The 16,234-nt window shown below is 67.8% G+C and carries 15 protein-coding genes; 14 read left to right on the plus strand and 1 reads right to left on the minus strand.

The window, feature by feature from the left end:
* Positions 1–14: 14 nt before the first annotated feature.
* From D0901_RS14120 to nrdF, 14 genes are all read left to right on the plus strand, one after another.
* A complete protein-coding gene (locus D0901_RS14120) occupies positions 15–593 on the plus strand; it encodes a DUF4124 domain-containing protein (RefSeq protein WP_233440432.1) in 579 nt (192 codons plus the stop codon).
* Between the two features lie 267 nt (positions 594–860).
* Positions 861–1,901 (plus strand): nitrogen regulation protein NR(II), encoded by a 1,041-nt coding sequence (gene glnL, locus D0901_RS14125; protein WP_129140993.1) that lies wholly within the window; start codon positions 861–863, stop codon positions 1,899–1,901.
* 87 nt (positions 1,902–1,988) lie between these two features.
* The gene (gene glnG, locus D0901_RS14130) at positions 1,989–3,398 is read left to right on the plus strand and encodes a nitrogen regulation protein NR(I) (RefSeq protein ID WP_129140946.1); all 1,410 of its coding nucleotides are present in this window, start codon (positions 1,989–1,991) and stop codon (positions 3,396–3,398) included.
* A gap of 111 nt (positions 3,399–3,509) precedes the next feature.
* Positions 3,510–4,460: a hydroxymethylglutaryl-CoA lyase gene (locus D0901_RS14135; protein WP_129140947.1), complete on the plus strand. Its 951-nt coding sequence runs from the start codon at positions 3,510–3,512 to the stop codon at positions 4,458–4,460.
* A 2-nt stretch (positions 4,461–4,462) separates the two neighbouring features.
* Positions 4,463–5,668 carry a CaiB/BaiF CoA transferase family protein gene (locus tag D0901_RS14140; protein ID WP_129140948.1) on the plus strand — a complete coding sequence of 402 codons (1,206 nt, stop codon included), beginning with the start codon at positions 4,463–4,465 and terminating at the stop codon, positions 5,666–5,668.
* 48 nt (positions 5,669–5,716) lie between these two features.
* Positions 5,717–6,727: a Bug family tripartite tricarboxylate transporter substrate binding protein gene (locus tag D0901_RS14145; RefSeq protein WP_129140949.1), complete on the plus strand. Its 1,011-nt coding sequence runs from the start codon at positions 5,717–5,719 to the stop codon at positions 6,725–6,727.
* Positions 6,724–7,197: a tripartite tricarboxylate transporter TctB family protein gene (locus D0901_RS14150; protein WP_129140950.1), complete on the plus strand. Its 474-nt coding sequence runs from the start codon at positions 6,724–6,726 to the stop codon at positions 7,195–7,197. The genes D0901_RS14145 and D0901_RS14150 overlap by 4 nt, the downstream gene beginning before the upstream one ends.
* A 10-nt stretch (positions 7,198–7,207) precedes the next feature.
* A complete protein-coding gene (locus tag D0901_RS14155) occupies positions 7,208–8,707 on the plus strand; it encodes a tripartite tricarboxylate transporter permease (RefSeq protein WP_129140951.1) in 1,500 nt (499 codons plus the stop codon).
* A gap of 118 nt (positions 8,708–8,825) precedes the next feature.
* Positions 8,826–9,878 carry a class I fructose-bisphosphate aldolase gene (locus D0901_RS14160; RefSeq protein WP_129140952.1) on the plus strand — a complete coding sequence of 351 codons (1,053 nt, stop codon included), beginning with the start codon at positions 8,826–8,828 and terminating at the stop codon, positions 9,876–9,878.
* A gap of 151 nt (positions 9,879–10,029) precedes the next feature.
* Positions 10,030–11,238 carry a 5-demethoxyubiquinol-8 5-hydroxylase UbiM gene (ubiM, locus tag D0901_RS14165; protein ID WP_233440433.1) on the plus strand — a complete coding sequence of 403 codons (1,209 nt, stop codon included), beginning with the start codon at positions 10,030–10,032 and terminating at the stop codon, positions 11,236–11,238.
* A 140-nt stretch (positions 11,239–11,378) separates the two neighbouring features.
* Complete coding sequence (gene nrdH, locus D0901_RS14170; protein ID WP_129140953.1) at positions 11,379–11,606, plus strand: glutaredoxin-like protein NrdH; 228 nt, start codon at positions 11,379–11,381, stop codon at positions 11,604–11,606.
* Positions 11,607–11,621: 15 nt separating this feature from the next.
* The gene (gene nrdI / locus D0901_RS14175) at positions 11,622–12,023 is read left to right on the plus strand and encodes a class Ib ribonucleoside-diphosphate reductase assembly flavoprotein NrdI (protein WP_129140954.1); all 402 of its coding nucleotides are present in this window, start codon (positions 11,622–11,624) and stop codon (positions 12,021–12,023) included.
* Positions 12,013–14,175, plus strand: coding sequence for a class 1b ribonucleoside-diphosphate reductase subunit alpha (nrdE, locus tag D0901_RS14180; protein WP_129140955.1), 2,163 nt, complete (start codon positions 12,013–12,015; stop codon positions 14,173–14,175). Before nrdI ends, nrdE begins: the two co-directional genes overlap by 11 nt.
* Before the next feature lie 85 nt (positions 14,176–14,260).
* Positions 14,261–15,238: a class 1b ribonucleoside-diphosphate reductase subunit beta gene (nrdF, locus tag D0901_RS14185; protein ID WP_129140995.1), complete on the plus strand. Its 978-nt coding sequence runs from the start codon at positions 14,261–14,263 to the stop codon at positions 15,236–15,238.
* A 12-nt stretch (positions 15,239–15,250) separates the two neighbouring features.
* Here the strand turns inward: nrdF and D0901_RS14190 are convergent, their stop codons facing one another.
* A complete protein-coding gene (locus D0901_RS14190; RefSeq protein WP_162500878.1) occupies positions 15,251–16,225 on the minus strand; it encodes a sensor domain-containing diguanylate cyclase in 975 nt (324 codons plus the stop codon).
* Positions 16,226–16,234: the final 9 nt, after the last annotated feature.

Raw genomic sequence — 16,234 nt, forward strand, 5'->3', positions numbered from 1 at the left:
AGAGGGCAGGGACGATGATGCGGCGTCTACTCGCGGTGGGCTTGGTGATGGGGCTGGCATGGAGCATGGCCCAGGCGGCGACGGTCTATCGCACGACCGATGCCCAGGGCAACGTGGTCTTCACCGACCGGCCGGTGGACGACGCCCAGCGCGTCGACCTGGCGCCGCTGACCGTGGTGCCCTCGGCCAGTCCCTCGGCGACGCCGTCGGCGGCCCCGAGCCGCGAGACGTCGTCGTCGAGGCGAGCCATCGGCCAGCCGTTCATGCCCTATACCACCTTCCGCATCGCCTCGCCGCAGGACGGCAAGACCCTGCCCACCGGGGCCGCCGGCAACGTCCAGGTGATGCTCGATATCGAGCCCGACCTGCGCCCGGACCACAAGGTCCGCCTGCTCGTCGACGGCAACGTCAGCCAGTCGGCCCTGCATACCAGTGCCTTCATGCTCACCAACCTGGATCGCGGCGAACACACCCTGCGCGCCGAGCTGCTCGATGGCGACGGCAAGGTGCGTCATCGCAGTGCGCCGGTGACGCTCTACGTCCAGCGTGCCAGTGTCAATCTGCCCGCCAACCCCAACAACCCCGCCAACTGAGGCGACCGCGCCGGCCGGGAAGGTGTTCCGGCGTGGCGCGACGTGCCATTTTCGCCGTCTCGTGCTGCACCGCCGCAACGCCGCCGGGTGCCGACGACACCTGCCCGGGCGTGCCATTCTGGCGCGGCAGGGTTTGATTGATTGCACCATAATGGTGCGTAACGGCGCGCGGCGACGGCGCTGATCTCGCGTCGTTACGGCCTTGCGCGGAGTGGCGCGCTTTTTGCAAATCGACAGCTAACGAGTCCCGGAATGTCGGAACGAGCCATGTATCAACGCCTGCTGGAGAATCTCACCACCGCGGTCGTCCTGCTCGACGACGCGCTGCGCGTGCGCTGGTTGAACCCGGCGGCGGAGGCGCTGCTGGCGGTCAGCCAGGGCCGCGTCCAGGGCCTGCGGCTGGAATGCCTGGAGGGCGAGGGCGGTGCCGTGGCCGAGGTGCTGGCCAAGGCGCTCGAGGAGTATCACCCCTTCACCCAGCGCGAGGCGGTCCTGCTGCTGGTCGGCGGCGAATCGATCACCGTCGACTTCACGGTGACGCCGCTCGCCGAGGACGAGCTGCTGCTGGAGATCGAGCCCCGCGACCGGCTGATGCGCATCTCCCGCGAGGAGGCGCTGATCAGTCGCCAGGAGACCATCAAGGTGCTCTCCCGGGGGCTGGCCCACGAGATCAAGAACCCGCTGGGCGGCATCCGCGGTGCCGCGCAATTGCTCGAGCGCGACCTGCCCGACCCGCAGCTCGCCGAGTTCACCCGGGTGATCGTCGAGGAGGCCGACCGGCTGCGCGATCTGGTCGATCGCATGCTCGGCCCCAACCACATGGTCCGCCACGAGCCGCTCAACATCCACAAGGTCCTCGAGCGGGTGCGCGCCTTGCTCGAGGCCGAGCATTCACGGGTCGACTACGTGCGCGACTACGACCCCAGCCTGCCCGATCTCAACGGCGACGAGTCGCAGTTGATCCAGGCGGTGCTCAACGTCGCGCGCAACGCCGTGCAGGCCATGGAGGAGAGCGGCGTCGCCCGGCCCCGGCTGACGTTGCGCACCCGCGCGCGGCGCCAGTTCACCCTGGGGGCGGAGCGCCACCGGCTGGTCTGCGAGGTGGCGATCATCGACAACGGCCCGGGGATCCCCGCGGCGCTGCGCGAGACGCTGTTCTACCCGATGGTCTCGGGGCGCGCCGAGGGCAGCGGGCTGGGGCTGTCGATCGCCCAGTCGATCCTCCACCAGCACCAGGGCCTGATCGAGTGCGACTCGCAGCCCGGCTGTACCGAATTCCGCCTGCTGATTCCGCTGGAGGCGAACTGATGGCAGCGGCAGGCACACGCAGCGCCGGACGCGCTGATCTTGCGACATTCGCCGGAGGCGAACCTATGCTACCCGCTGGAGGGCTTTATGACTGACGTCGCTCGTATCGTGATCGTCGACGACGACCGTGCCATACGATGGGTGCTGGAGCGCGCCCTCGCCCAGCCGGACCTGGAAGTGACCAGTTTCGATCGCGCCGACACCGCGCTCGAGAGCCTGTTGCGCCATCCGCCGGACGTGTTGCTCACCGACATCCGTATGCCGGGACTGGATGGCCTCGATCTGATGGCGAGGCTGCGCGAGAGCCACCCCGACCTGCCGGTGATCGTGATGACCGCGCATTCCGACCTGGACAGTGCGGTGGCGTCCTATCAGGGTGGGGCCTTCGAATACCTGCCCAAGCCGTTCGACGTCGACGAGGCACTGGCCCTGGTGCGCCGTGCGGTGGCCCATGCCCGCGAACGTCAGTCGCCGGCGGCGGTGCCCGAGGGCCTGACCACCGAGATCATCGGCGAGGCGCCGGCGATGCAGGAGGTGTTTCGCGCCATCGGCCGGCTCTCGCAGTCGCACATCACCGTGTTGATCAACGGCGAGTCCGGGACCGGCAAGGAGCGGGTCGCCCAGGCACTGCATCAGCACAGCCCGCGCCGGTCGCACCCGTTCATCGCCCTGAACATGGCGGCGATCCCCAAGGACCTGATGGAGTCCGAGCTGTTCGGCCACGAGAAGGGCGCCTTCACCGGCGCCACCGCGCAGCGTCGCGGGCGCTTCGAACAGGCCGACGGCGGCACGCTGTTCCTCGACGAGATCGGCGACATGCCGCCCGACACCCAGACCCGTCTGCTGCGCGTGCTGGCCGACGGCGAGTTCTATCGAGTCGGCGGTCATACGCCGGTCAAGGTCGACGTGCGCATCATCGCCGCCACCCACCAGAACCTCGAGCGGCTGGTCGAGGACGGGCGCTTCCGCGAGGATCTGTTCCACCGCCTCAACGTGATTCGCGTCCACCTGCCCAAGCTCGCCGAGCGCCGCGAGGACATCCCGCGGCTGGCCCAGCACTTTCTCGCCGAGGCCGCCAAGGAGCTTTCCACCGATCCCAAGGTGCTGACCAAGGACGCCGAGCAGCACCTCACCAAGCTGCCCTGGCCGGGCAACGTGCGCCAGCTCGAGAACACCTGTCGCTGGCTGACGGTGATGGCCTCGGGCCGCGAGGTGCTGGTCGACGACCTGCCGCCGGAGCTGCGCGACGTCGAGGGCACCGAGGCGGCCAGCGGCGACTGGCGCAGCGCCTTCCGTGAATGGGCCGACCGGGCGCTGGCCGCCGGGCACACCCATCTGCTCGAAGAGGCGGTGCCGGATTTCGAACGCATCCTCATCGAGACCGCCCTCAAGCACACCGGCGGGCGCAAGGGCGAGGCCGCCGAGCTGCTGGGCTGGGGGCGCAATACATTGACCCGCAAGGTGAAGGTGCTGCTGCCGGCACTGGCCGAGGAGTGACCGGCGGGGCTCGCGGCGTATGGGGCGACCAAAGTCGTGCTTTTGTGACCTGACCCGACAGGGGTAGGCTCGTGTAACCCATTGAAACCGGTTCGACGAGGCGCCCCTGTCATGGATCAGCACCAGCCGATGCCCGCCCGGGTGCATGTCACCGAGGTGGGGCTGCGCGACGGCCTGCAGAACGAAGCGACACGGCTGAGTACCGACGACAAGGTCGCCCTGGTGCGAGCGCTGGTGGCCGCCGGGGTGCGCGAGTTCGAGCTGACCTCCTTCGTCAGCCCGCGGGCGGTGCCCGCCCTGGCCGATGCGGCGCAACTGGTGGCGGCGCTGGCCGATATCCCGGACGTGCACTGGTCGGCGCTGGTGCCCAACGTGCGCGGCGCCGAGCGTGCGCTGGAAGCCGGCATCGACTCGGTGGTGCTGTTCGTCTCGGCCTCGCCGACCCACAACGCCAAGAACGTCAACCGCGACATCGCCACCTCGCTGGCGGGCTTCACGGAGATCGCGCGGCTGCTCGACGGCAGCGGCGTCGAACTGCGCGGCGCCATCGCCACGGCCTTCGGCTGCCCCTTCGAGGGCGATGTCGACGTCGGCGCGGTCGGCGACATCGCCCGCGCCTTCGCCGATCTCGGCGCACGGCACGTGTCGCTGGGCGACACCACCGGCATGGCGACGCCGCCGCTGGTCGGCGAGCGCATCCGCCATCTGCGCGAGGTGGCGCCCCCCCTGTCGCCGACGCTGCACTTCCACAACACCCGCGGTATCGGCCTGGCCAACGTGATGCAGGGCCTGGCGCTCGGCGTCACCCGCTACGAGAGTTCCATCGGCGGGCTGGGCGGGTGTCCCTTCGCCCCCGGAGCCACCGGCAACATCGCCAGCGAGGACCTGGTCTACCTGCTCACCGAGATGGGCATCGACACCGGCATCGACCTGACGGCGCTGATCGAGGCCGGTCGACTGGCCACGCGCCTGATGGGCCGACCACTGCCCGCGCAGGTTTCCAAGGCCGGGCCGCGGCTGGCGCTCAGCGACGGCGACGCCGTCGCCACGGCCCGGGGGTGAGCATGGCGCCACTCTCCCTGCCGACCGCCGGCTCCCTCGAGGGCATTCGCGTCATCGACCTCACGCGGGTGATCTCCGGCCCCTTCTGCACCCAGATGCTCGGCGATCACGGCGCCGACGTGATCAAGGTCGAGCCGCCCCGGCGTGGTGACGTGGTGCGCTCCCAGGGCAACAGGGTCAAGGGCTTCAGCTGGTACTTCGCCCAGTTCAATCGCAACAAGCGCTCCCTGACCCTGGACCTGCGCAGCGAGAGCGGCAAGGCGGTCCTGTGGCGGCTGCTCGAGGACGCCGACGTGCTGGTCGAGAACTTCCGCCCCGGGGTGCTGGCCAGGATGGGCCTGGACGATGCCACGTTGCGCGGGCGCTTTCCGCGGCTGGTGGTGGGGCGGATCAACGGCTTCGGCTCCGAGGGGCCCTATCGCGACCGCCCGGCCTACGACTTCATCGCCCAGGCGATGAGCGGCTTCATGAGCGTCAACGGCCCGGCCGACGGCGAGCCCATGCGTGCCGCGCCGCCGCTCAGCGACATGGTCGCCAGCCAGAACCTGGCCTTCGGCATTTGCGCCGCGCTGGTGCGTCGCGAGCGCACCGGCCAGGGCGACATCGTCGAGACCGCCCTGACCAACGGCCTGATCAGCATGATGGGCTATCTCGCCGCGGAATATTTCGCCACCGACCGGGTGCCGGCGCGGACCGGCAACGACCACCCCATGGTCTATCCCTACGGCCTGTTCAAGGCCAGCGACGGCGACGTGGCGATCGCGCCCAGCAACGACGCCATGGTCGAGCGTCTGCTGCGCGCCCTGGACTGCCTCGAGCTGCTCGATGAACCGCGCTTCGCCGACAATACCCAGCGCATGCTCCACCGCGAGGCGTTGCGCGAACGTCTCAACGCCGTGATCGGCACGCGCCGCGTGGCCGAGTGGATCGAGCATCTCAACGAGGCCGGCGTGCCCTGCGGGCGCGTCCACAGCCTGCGCGAGACCTTCGACGACCCCCAGGTCCAGGCCCAGCAGATGCGCCTGGATCTCGACCAGGGCGAACATGGCCGGGTCCCCACCACCGGCTTCCCGGTGAAGATGAGCGAGGCGCCGGCGGCGGTCTACCGGCCGGTGCCGGCCCTGGGCGAGCACACCCGCGAGATCCTGACCCAGCTGGGTCTCGACGAGAGCGAACAGCAACGGCTTCACGACGAGGGTGCGATCTGACCCTCACCGGAATGACGACGAGACGAACCGACACAAGGAACAACAATCATGGCCATCTCTCCACGCACGCTCGCCTTGCGCCCCCTGCAGACCCTCGCCGCGACGCTGTTGCTGGGCGCGGGCCTGGCCGTCAGCACCCCGAGTCAGGCATTGCCGATCAGCGAGTGCCTGGCGCCGGCCGACCCGGGTGGCGGCTGGGATTTCACCTGCCGCAGCGTGGGCAAGCTGCTCTACGATCTCGAACTGGTCGACAGCCCCGTCCAGGTGGTCAACATGCCCGGCGGCGTGGGCGCCGTGGCGTTCTCCAACGTGGCCGGCAAGCGCGCCGATGACAGCGACCTGATCGTGGCCACCAGCACCGTGGGGATCACCCAGATCGCCCAGGGCCGCTATCCGGGCGGCGTCGACACCATGCGCTGGCTGGCCATGCTGGGCACCGACGTGGGGGTGATCCTGGTCGATGACGACAGTCCCTATCAGAGCCTCGACGACCTGCTCGACGCGCTGGTCGAGGATCCCTCGTCGGTGGTGCTGTCGGGGTCCAGCGGGGCCGGCGGCTGGGACCACATACGCGCGCTGATGCTGGCCAAGGCCGCGGGCCTGGCCAGCGACCAGACCGGCAAGGTGCGCTGGGTGCAGTTCGACGGCGGCGGCCCCGCCGTGACCCAGATGATGGGCGGCCACGTGGACGTCGTGTCCACCGACCTGGGCGAGATCGCGGGCTTCATCAAGTCGGGGGACGTCCGCGTGCTGGCGGTGCTCGCCGACGAGCCGCTGGCGCCGCCCTTCGACGACCTGCCCACCGCGGTCTCCCAGGGCTATGACGTGACCGGCTACAACTGGCGCGGCTTCTATACCGGTGGCGAGGTCTCGGACGCCAACTACCAGGCGATGGTCGATACTCTGAAGACCCTCTACGACTCGCCGGAGTGGAAGCAGGTCGCCGAGCGCAACGGCCTGGTGCCCCTGTGGCGTGGCGGTGACGCGTTCGACACCTTCGTCCGCGATACCGCCGACCAGGTCGAGAGCATTTCCCGGGAGATCGGGGTCATCCAGTGACGGCAGACGAACCCGGCGCCGCGCCGCGTCCGGCGGCCCTCGGCGACCGTCTCGCCGGGGCCGTGCTGCTCCTGCTGGCGGTGGTGGCCTGGTGGCACGCCCAGACCTTCGTTTCCGGCTTTCGTCAGCCGGTGGGGCCGGATCTGTTTCCGCGTCTGGTCTGCGTACCGCTGGGCGTTCTGGCGCTCTACCTGATCTGCCGGCCCGGCCTCAACCAGCGCTGGCCCGGGGGGGCAGCGCTGCTGCGCCAGGCCGGGCTGCTGGTGGTGCTGGGCGGCTATGCCGCCTTCCTGGAACCCTGGGGGTTCCTGCCGGCGACGCTGGTCTGCAGCGTGCTGCTGATTCGCCTGTTCGATGCCGCCTGGCGCCAGGCGCTGGTCAGTGGCGCGGCACTGACGGCGATCCTCTATCTATTGTTCGAGTACGCGCTGGGCATTCCGCTGCCCGCCATCCCCGGCCTGGGTTTCTGAGGGGCATCGCATGGATATCCTCGGCTTTCTCCTGCACGGCTTCGCGGTGGCCACCGAGCCCCAGAATCTGCTCCTGGCGCTGATCGGCTGTGCCGTGGGGACCCTGATCGGCGCCCTGCCGGGGCTGGGGCCGGTTAACGGCGTGGCGCTGCTGATTCCGTTGGCCTTCAACTTCGGCCTGTCGCCCACCGCCGCGTTGATCCTGCTGGTCAGCGTCTATTACGGCACCATGTACGGTGGGCGCATCAGTTCGATCGTCCTCAACATCCCCGGCGACGAGCCGGCGATGATGACCACCCTCGACGGCTATCCGATGGCGCTCGCGGGGCGCGGCGGCGAGGCCCTGGGGCTGTCCGCGGTGGCCTCGTTCGTCGGCGCGACGGTGGCGACCATCGGCCTGACACTGTTCGCGCCCTTGCTGGTGGGCTTCGCCATTCGCTTCGGCCCCGCCGAGTACTTCGCGCTGTTCGTGCTGGCGTTCGCCACCATCGGCGGGGTGACCAGCGGCAGCTTCACCAAGAGCTTCGTCGCCGCCTGCCTGGGCCTGCTGCTGGGCACGGTGGGGCTCGACCCGGCGAGCGGCGTGTCGCGCTATACCTTCGGATTGTACGAGCTGTACGACGGCATCGATTTCATCGCCGCCCTGGTGGGGCTGTTCGCCATCTCGGAGTGCCTGCTATTCCTCGAGGACCGCCGCCAGGCAACCGGCGCCAGCCGGGAGCTGGGCTCGGCGATCCCCGGCATGCGCAGCGCCGGACGCTGCGCGCCGACCATCGCCCGTGGTTCGCTGATCGGCTTCATCGCCGGGGTGCTGCCCGGGGCCGGCGCCTCGCTGGGCAGCTTTCTCTCCTACACGCTGGAGAAGCGCTGGCTGGGGCGCAAGGGCGACTTCGGCAACGGCGACCCGCGCGGCGTGGCGGCGCCCGAGGCGGGCAACAACGCCGCCGCCGGCGGTGCGCTGATTCCCATGCTGTCGCTGGGCATCCCGGGCAGTGGCACGACGGCCATCCTGCTGGCGCTGCTGCTGTCGATGAACATCACTCCGGGGCCGCTGCTGTTCGAGCAGCAGCCCGACATGGTGTGGGGGCTGGTGGCGGCGCTGTTCATCGGCAACATCATGCTGCTGGTGCTCAACGTGCCGCTGGTGGGGCTGTTCGCCCGAGTGCTGCGCGCCCCCACCTGGCTGTTGATGCCGGTGGTGATCCTGGTGGCGTTCGTCGGCGTCTACTCGCTCAACAACAGTGCCTTCGATCTCTACGTCATGCTGGCCTTCGGGGTGCTGGGCTATGCGCTGCGCAAGCTGGAGATCCCGTCGGTGCCGGTGGTGCTGGGGCTGCTGCTGGGCGGCGAGATGGAGTTCAACCTGCGCCGGGCCATGTCCATCTCGGGCGGCGACTGGAGCATCCTGGTGTCCAGCGCCATCTCGGTGGGCATCTATGCGTTCGCCGTCGCCCTGATGGTGGCCGGCCTGCTCTACGCCTGGTGGCTGAATCGAGATAGCGGGCGTTGAGCGTGGCCGGCGACGTTCCTCCGGGGTGGAAAGCGGCGGCGCTAGACGCCAAGATGGGAGGATGGAGCCCGCACCGCGGGATCAGCAAGGACCACTCTCAAGGGAGGCGTGCAAGACGATGACCGATATTGCCAAGTTGCTGGGCGACGAGGCCGACAGCCTGCTCAATCACTCGTGCCGCGGATTCGACAAGGGCAGCCTGTATCTGCCGGGTCCCGACTTCGTCGATCGGGTGATGACCGACACCGATCGCAGCCCCCACGTGCTGCGCAACCTTCAGGCGATCTTCGACCACGGGCGGCTGGGCGGCACCGGTTACGTCAGCATCCTGCCGGTCGACCAGGGCATCGAGCACTCCGCCGGGGCCTCCTTCGCGCCCAACCCGCTGTATTTCGATCCCAAGAACATCGTCGAGCTGGCCATCGAGGGCGGCTGCAACTGCGTGGCCTCGACCCTCGGCGTGCTGTCGTCGGTGGCGCGGCGCTACGCCCACAAGATCCCGATGATGCTCAAGCTCAACCACAACGAGACGCTGACCTACCCGGCGGTCTACGACCAGACGCCGTTTGCCCAGGTCGAGCAGGCCCATGCCATGGGCTGCGTGGCGGTGGGGGCGACCATCTACTTCGGCTCGCCGGAGAGCCGGCGCCAGATCGAGGAGATCAGCGAGGCCTTCGAGCGTGCCCACGAACTGGGCATGGTCACCGTGCTCTGGGCCTACCTGCGCAATCCCGAGTTCAAGAAGGACGGCACCGACTATCACGTCGCCTCCGACCTGACCGGGCAGGCGATCCACCTGGCGGCCACCCTCAAGGCCGACATCGTCAAGCAGAAGCTCGCCGAGAACAACGCCGGCTACCGCAAGGTCGGCTTCGGTCACACCCACGACAAGGTCTACGACGAGCTGACCACCGATCATCCCATCGACCTGGCCCGCTATCAGGTGGCCAACTGCTACATGGGACGCATCGGCCTGATCAACTCGGGCGGCGGTTCCAAGGGCCATTCCGATCTCGGCGAGGCCGTGCGTACCGCGGTGATCAACAAGCGCGCCGGCGGCATGGGCCTGATCTCGGGCCGCAAGGCGTTCCAGAAGCCGATGAAGGAGGGCGTCGAGCTGCTCAACGCCATTCAGGACGTCTATCTGGCGAAGGACGTCACCATCGCCTGAGCCCCGCGCGGGGCGGCATTCGCCAGCCACGGCCCGGCCTCGTCGCCGGGCCGTTTGCGTTCTCGACGCGGCCGATTGTCGCCGCGCCGCCGCGCGCGACCCGCGGCGGTTATGATGGCGCTACCTCGAAAGGAGCGAAGGAGCGGCGCGAGTGACACAAGCGATGAAGGACGTGGCGATCGTCGGAGCCGGGCCGGCCGGGCTCTGCCTGGCGGTGGAACTGGCCGCGCTGGGGCTGACGGTGGCCGTGATCGACCGGGCCCCGCGGGCCGCCCTGGCCGAGCCTGCCGACGACGGTCGCGAGATCGCTCTGACCCACGCCTCGCGGCGGCGGCTCGAGGCCGCCGGTATCTGGTCGCGCATCGCCGAGGCGCATGTAGCGCCGATCCGCGCGGCGCAGCTCTACGACGGCGATGCCACGCGACCCTTGACGCTCGCGGAGGTCGATGCCACCGCGGTGCGTCCGCTCGGTCAGTTCGTCGCCAACCGTCACCTGCGTCGGGCGGCCTTCGAGGCCGCCCGGGCCGACTCGCGCATCGAGTTGATTGCCGGTACCGGCGTCACGGCGCTGGAGACCGCCACCGATTCGCGGGTACTGCTGCGCGAGGATGGCGAACGACTCGCCGCGCGGCTGGTGGTCGCCGCCGACGGCCGCTTGTCGGCGATGCGCCGTCAGGCGGGCGTGCCCGCCCAGCTCGAGGACACCGGGCGTCACGTGCTGGTATGCCGGATGGCTCACGAGCACGCGCATGACCAGGTGACCTGGTCGTGGTTCGGCTACCGGCGGGCGCTGGCGCTGCTGCCGCTGAGCGGGCGCACCGCCTCGGTGGTGATGACCGTGACGCCGGACGAGGCCGAGTGGCTCCATTCGCTGGACGCCGGGGCCTTCTCGGCGACGGTATCGGACTTCTACCGACACCGCCTGGGCGACATGCAGCGTGTCGGCGACCTGCACGGCTACCCGCTGTGGATCGGCTACGCCGAGCGGTTGCACGCCGAGCGCTTGGCGTTGATCGGCGATGCCGCCATCGGCCTGCATCCCGCCACCGCCCACGGCTTCAACGTCGGGCTGGCCAGTGTCGAGCGGCTGGTCGGGGAAATCGCCCGTGGCCAGCGCCAGGGGCGCGATATCGGCGATGCCGATGTCCTGGCGGCCTACGATCGCGCCCATCGCCAGGCGACCCGGCCGCTGTGGCTGGCGTCGCGGGCGGTGGTCGGTCTCTACAATGATACCCGGCCCCCGGCGCGCCTCATGCGCCGGGCCGCGCTGGGCCTGGCCCGGCGGGTGACACCGCTGCGCTGGGGGCTGGAACACTACCTGCTGAGTGACTCGCGTCGCGCCACATCGCCGAGACCATGATTTCGATCAAGGACTCCAGTCGGACTGGGCACCATATCTTGATTCATTTCTGACATCGGCTACCATATATGGTGTTCAGGCCGCCGAGGCCGGGCATTCTTCGAGCCTGTCGTCCCGCCACTCGTAAGGGAATGATTATCATGAGTATTACTATTTACAGCAAGCCGGATTGCATGCAGTGCCACGCCACCTATCGTGCGTTCGACAAGCAGGGCGTCGCCTATCAGGTCGTCGATATCAGCGCGGAACCCGAGGGTCGCGAGGCGGTGGAAGCGCTCGGCTATCGTCAGTTGCCGGTGGTGGTGGCGGGTCACGAGGAGCACTGGTCGGGGTTCCGCCCCGAGCGGATTCGCCAGCTCGTCGGTTGAGGCGGAGGGCGTCACATGATCGATGTGGTCTATTTCTCGACCCAGTCGAACAACACGCACCGCTTCGTGCAGAAGCTCGACTGGCCGGCCTGGCGCATTCCCATCAGCCGCCGCGAGTCGTTGCAGGCCGAGCGCCCCTATGTGCTGGTGGTGCCCACCTATGGTGACGGCGACCCGCGTACCGCGGTGCCGGCCCCGGTGATCCGCTTTCTCAACGATCCCCGCAACCGGGCCTTGATCCGCGGGGTCGTCGCTGGTGGCAACACCAACTTCGGCAGCGCCTACGCCCTGGCCGGCCATGTCATCGCCCACAAGTGCGGGGTGCCGTTTCTCTACCGTTTCGAACTGATGGGCACCCCCGAGGATGTCGCCCGGGTACGCGAGTGCCTGGCCATGGAGACCGCCGATGTCGGATGAAATCGCCACCCCTGCCGCCGCCGCGAGCCCCCAGCGCGCCCAGACGCTGGACTATCACGCGCTCAACGCCATGCTCAATCTCTACGACGCGGACGGTCGGCTGCAGCTCGGCGCCGATCGCGAGGCGGCGCGCCAGTACTTCCTGCAGCACGTCAATCAGAACACGGTGTTCTTTCACACCCTGGAAGAGAAGCTCGATTATCTGGTCGAGGAGGGGTACTACGAACGCGAGGTGCTCGACCAGTACGCCTTCGAATTCGTCAAGTCGCTGTTCGCGCGGGCCTATGCGGTGAAGTTCCGCTTCCAGAGCTTCCTCGGTGCCTTCAAGTACTACACCAGTTACACCCTCAAGACCTTCGACGGCCAGCGCTACCTGGAGCGCTTCGAGGATCGCGTGTGCATGGTCGCGCTGAGCCTGGCGCGCGGCGACGAGACACTGGCGACGACGCTGCTCGACGAGATCATCCATGGCCGCTTCCAGCCGGCGACGCCGACCTTCCTCAACTGCGGCAAGCAACAGCGCGGCGAGCTGGTGTCGTGCTTCCTGCTGCGCATCGAGGACAACATGGAATCGATCGGCCGGGCGATCAATTCGGCGCTGCAGCTCTCCAAGCGCGGCGGCGGGGTGGCCTTCCTGCTGTCCAACGTCCGCGAGGCCGGGGCGCCGATCAAGCGCATCGCCAACCAGTCCTCGGGCATCATCCCGATCATGAAGCTGCTCGAGGACGCGTTCTCCTACGCCAATCAGCTGGGCGCGCGTCAGGGCGCCGGGGCGGTGTATCTCAACGTCCACCATCCCGACATCCTGCGCTTCCTGGATACCAAGCGCGAGAACGCCGACGAGAAGATCCGCATCAAGACGCTGTCGCTGGGCGTGGTGATCCCGGATATCACCTTCGAGCTGGCCAAGCGCAACGAGCCGATGTACCTGTTCTCGCCCTACGACGTCGAGCGGGTCTACGGGGTGCCCTTCGGCGACATCAGCGTTACCGAGAAGTACCACGAGATGGTCGACGACCCGCGCATCCGCAAGTCGAAGATCGAGGCCCGCGAGCTCTTCCAGACGCTCGCCGAGCTGCAGTTCGAGTCCGGGTACCCCTACGTGTTGTTCGAGGATACCGCCAACCGCGCCAACCCGATCGCCGGGCGCATCAACATGTCGAACCTGTGCTCGGAAATCCTTCAGGTCAACTCGCCCACCGAGTACGACGAGGACCTCGGCTACCGCCACATCGGCGAGGACATCTCCTGCAACCTGGGCTCGCTGAACATCGCCCGGGTGATGGACGCGCCGGACTTCGGCGCCAGTGTCGAGACCGCGGTGCGCGCACTAAGCGCGGTCTCCGAGATGAGCGACATTCGCTCGGTGCCGTCGATCGCCGAGGCCAACGCGCGCTCCCACGCCATCGGCCTGGGGCAGATGAACCTGCACGGCTATCTGGCCCGCGAGCGTATCCACTACGGCAGCGAGGAAGGCCTGGATTTCACCAACCTCTATTTCTACACGGTGACCTTCCACGCGCTGCGCGCCTCCAACCGGCTGGCCATCGAGCGCGGCGAGCGCTTCGCCGGTTTCGAGGACTCCGCCTACGCCAGCGGCACGTACTTCGACCAGTACACCGAGCAGGCCTGGCGGCCGAGGACCGACAAGGTGCGTGCCCTGTTCGATGGCGCCGGCATCCATATCCCGACCCAGGACGACTGGCGCGAGCTCAAGGCCTCGGTGATGGCCCACGGCCTGTTCAACCGCAACCTGCAGGCGGTGCCGCCGACCGGCTCGATCTCCTACATCAATCACGCCACCTCGAGCATCCATCCGGTGGTGTCGAAGATCGAGATCCGCAAGGAGGGCAAGCTGGGCCGCGTCTATTACCCGGCGCCGTATCTCGACGACGACAATCAGGACTATTACCGCGACGCCTACGAGATCGGTCCCGAGGCGATCATCGACACCTATGCCGAAGCCACCCGGCACGTCGATCAGGGGCTGTCGCTGACGCTGTTCTTCCGCGATACCGCGACCACCCGCGATATCAACAAGGCGCAGATCCACGCCTGGAAGAAGGGCATCAAGACGATCTACTACGTGCGTCTGCGCCAGGCCGCCCTGGCGGGGACCGAGGTCGAGGGTTGCGTGTCCTGCACCCTGTAACGCCCGCGCTGCGGTGCGCCCGTGAACTCTGGAAACGTGGCCGGCATGCCGGCCACGCCCAACGAACGAGACATTCGCCATGGATATGCCTGCCAACGCCACCCGTCGCCTGAGTCGCGTCGACGCCATCAACTGGAACCGCCTGCAGGACGACAAGGATCTCGAGGTGTGGAATCGCCTCACCAGCAACTTCTGGCTGCCGGAGAAGATCCCGCTGTCCAACGACGTGCCCTCCTGGAACACCCTCAACGATCGCGAGCAGCAACTGACCATCCGGGTGTTCACCGGACTCACCCTGCTCGACACCATTCAGGGCACGATCGGCGCGCCGACGCTGATCGAGGATGCGGTGACGCCCCACGAAGAGGCGGTGTTCACCAACATCAGTTTCATGGAGTCGGTCCACGCGCGTTCCTACAGCTCGATCTTCTCGACGCTCTGCGCGACACGCGACGTCGACGACGCCTACCGCTGGAGCGAGGAGAACGCGCACCTTCAGAACAAGGCGGAACTGATCCTGAACCGCTATCGCACCGATGACCCGCTGATGCGCAAGGTCGCCAGCGTGTTCCTCGAGTCGTTTCTGTTCTACTCCGGCTTCTACCTGCCGATGTACTTCTCGAGTCGCGGCAAGCTGACCAACACCGCCGACCTGATCCGCCTGATCATTCGCGACGAGGCGGTCCACGGCTACTACATCGGCTACAAGTTCCAGCGCGCCCTGGAACAGGAGAGCGCCGAACGGCAACAGGCGGTCAAGGAGGAGGCCATCGATTTGCTGCTCGAGCTCTACGACAACGAGGTGCACTACACCGAGTCGCTCTACGACGAGGTCGGGCTCACCGAGGAGGTCAAGGCGTTCCTCCACTACAACGCCAACAAGGCGCTGATGAACCTGGGCTTCGAAGCGCTGTTCCCCGGCGCCACCGAGGCGGTCGACCCGGCGATCCTCGCCGCGCTCTCGCCCGGCGCCGAGGAGAACCACGACTTCTTCTCCGGCTCCGGGTCGTCCTACGTGATCGGACGCACCGAACGCACCGTCGACGAGGACTGGGCGTTCTGAGGCGGCATCGCTTCAGGTGCCGTACCCGTGGACCCGGTTGCGCCCGCCGCGCTTGGCGCGATACAGGGCGCGATCGGTAAGTACCAGCAGGTCGTGGAAGGAGTGGCACTCGCTGCAGAGCTGGGCGGCGCCGATACTCAGGGTCACCGAGGTCTCGGCGTCGCAATCATGGGTCGTGACGGTCGTTTCGGCCATGGCCAGGCGCAGCCGCTCGGCGAGCGTCATTCCCGCTTCGAGCGGCGTCTCGGGCAGCACGATGGCGAACTCCTCGCCGCCGATTCGCCCCACCGTGTCGATGGCCTCGCGCACCTGGCGCGCGCAGCAGTCGGCGACGGCGCGGATGACCCGGTCGCCGGTGCTGTGGCCCCAGGTATCGTTGACGCGCTTGAAGAAGTCGATGTCGAGGAGCAGCAACGTCAGCGAGTGATCGAAGCGCCGCGAGCGCTGGTATTCGCGCTCGCCGACGTCCAGTAGATGGCGCCGGTTGTAGAGGCCGGTCAGCGAGTCGCGGACGGCCAGGGAGTGGAGTTCGGCGTTGAGGCGCTCGAGCTGGGCATTCTGCTGGGACAGGCGCATGTTCAGCGCCAGCAGCTCCTCCTCCTGGCGCTTCTTGTCGGCGAGGCTGAAGCTGACGCCGATGAAGCGGTTGCCGTCGATCGCGTCATCGATGATCTTGCCGTAATTGGCGTACCAGACCCACTGGCCGGACTTGGCACGAATACGGAATTCGCTGTAGTAGCGCTCGGTGTGACCGTTGACGTGATCATTGACGGCCTGTTCGACCACGGCCACGTCGTCGGGGTGCATGAGCGCGAATATGTCGCCGATATCACCGGCTTTCTCGTCGTCGTCGTAGCCGAGATCGCTGAAGATCCTGGTCAGGCCGAAGACCACTTCGCCCGTGGACAGGTTGTTCTCCCACAGGTCGAGCCCACTGGCTTCGAGAGTCAGCTGCAGACGCTTCTTGTAGAGATCCTGTTCGCCCACAGCAATATT

The sequence above is a fragment of the Modicisalibacter coralii genome (assembly GCF_004117855.1).
In the GTDB taxonomy this organism is placed as follows: domain Bacteria; phylum Pseudomonadota; class Gammaproteobacteria; order Pseudomonadales; family Halomonadaceae; genus Modicisalibacter; species Modicisalibacter coralii.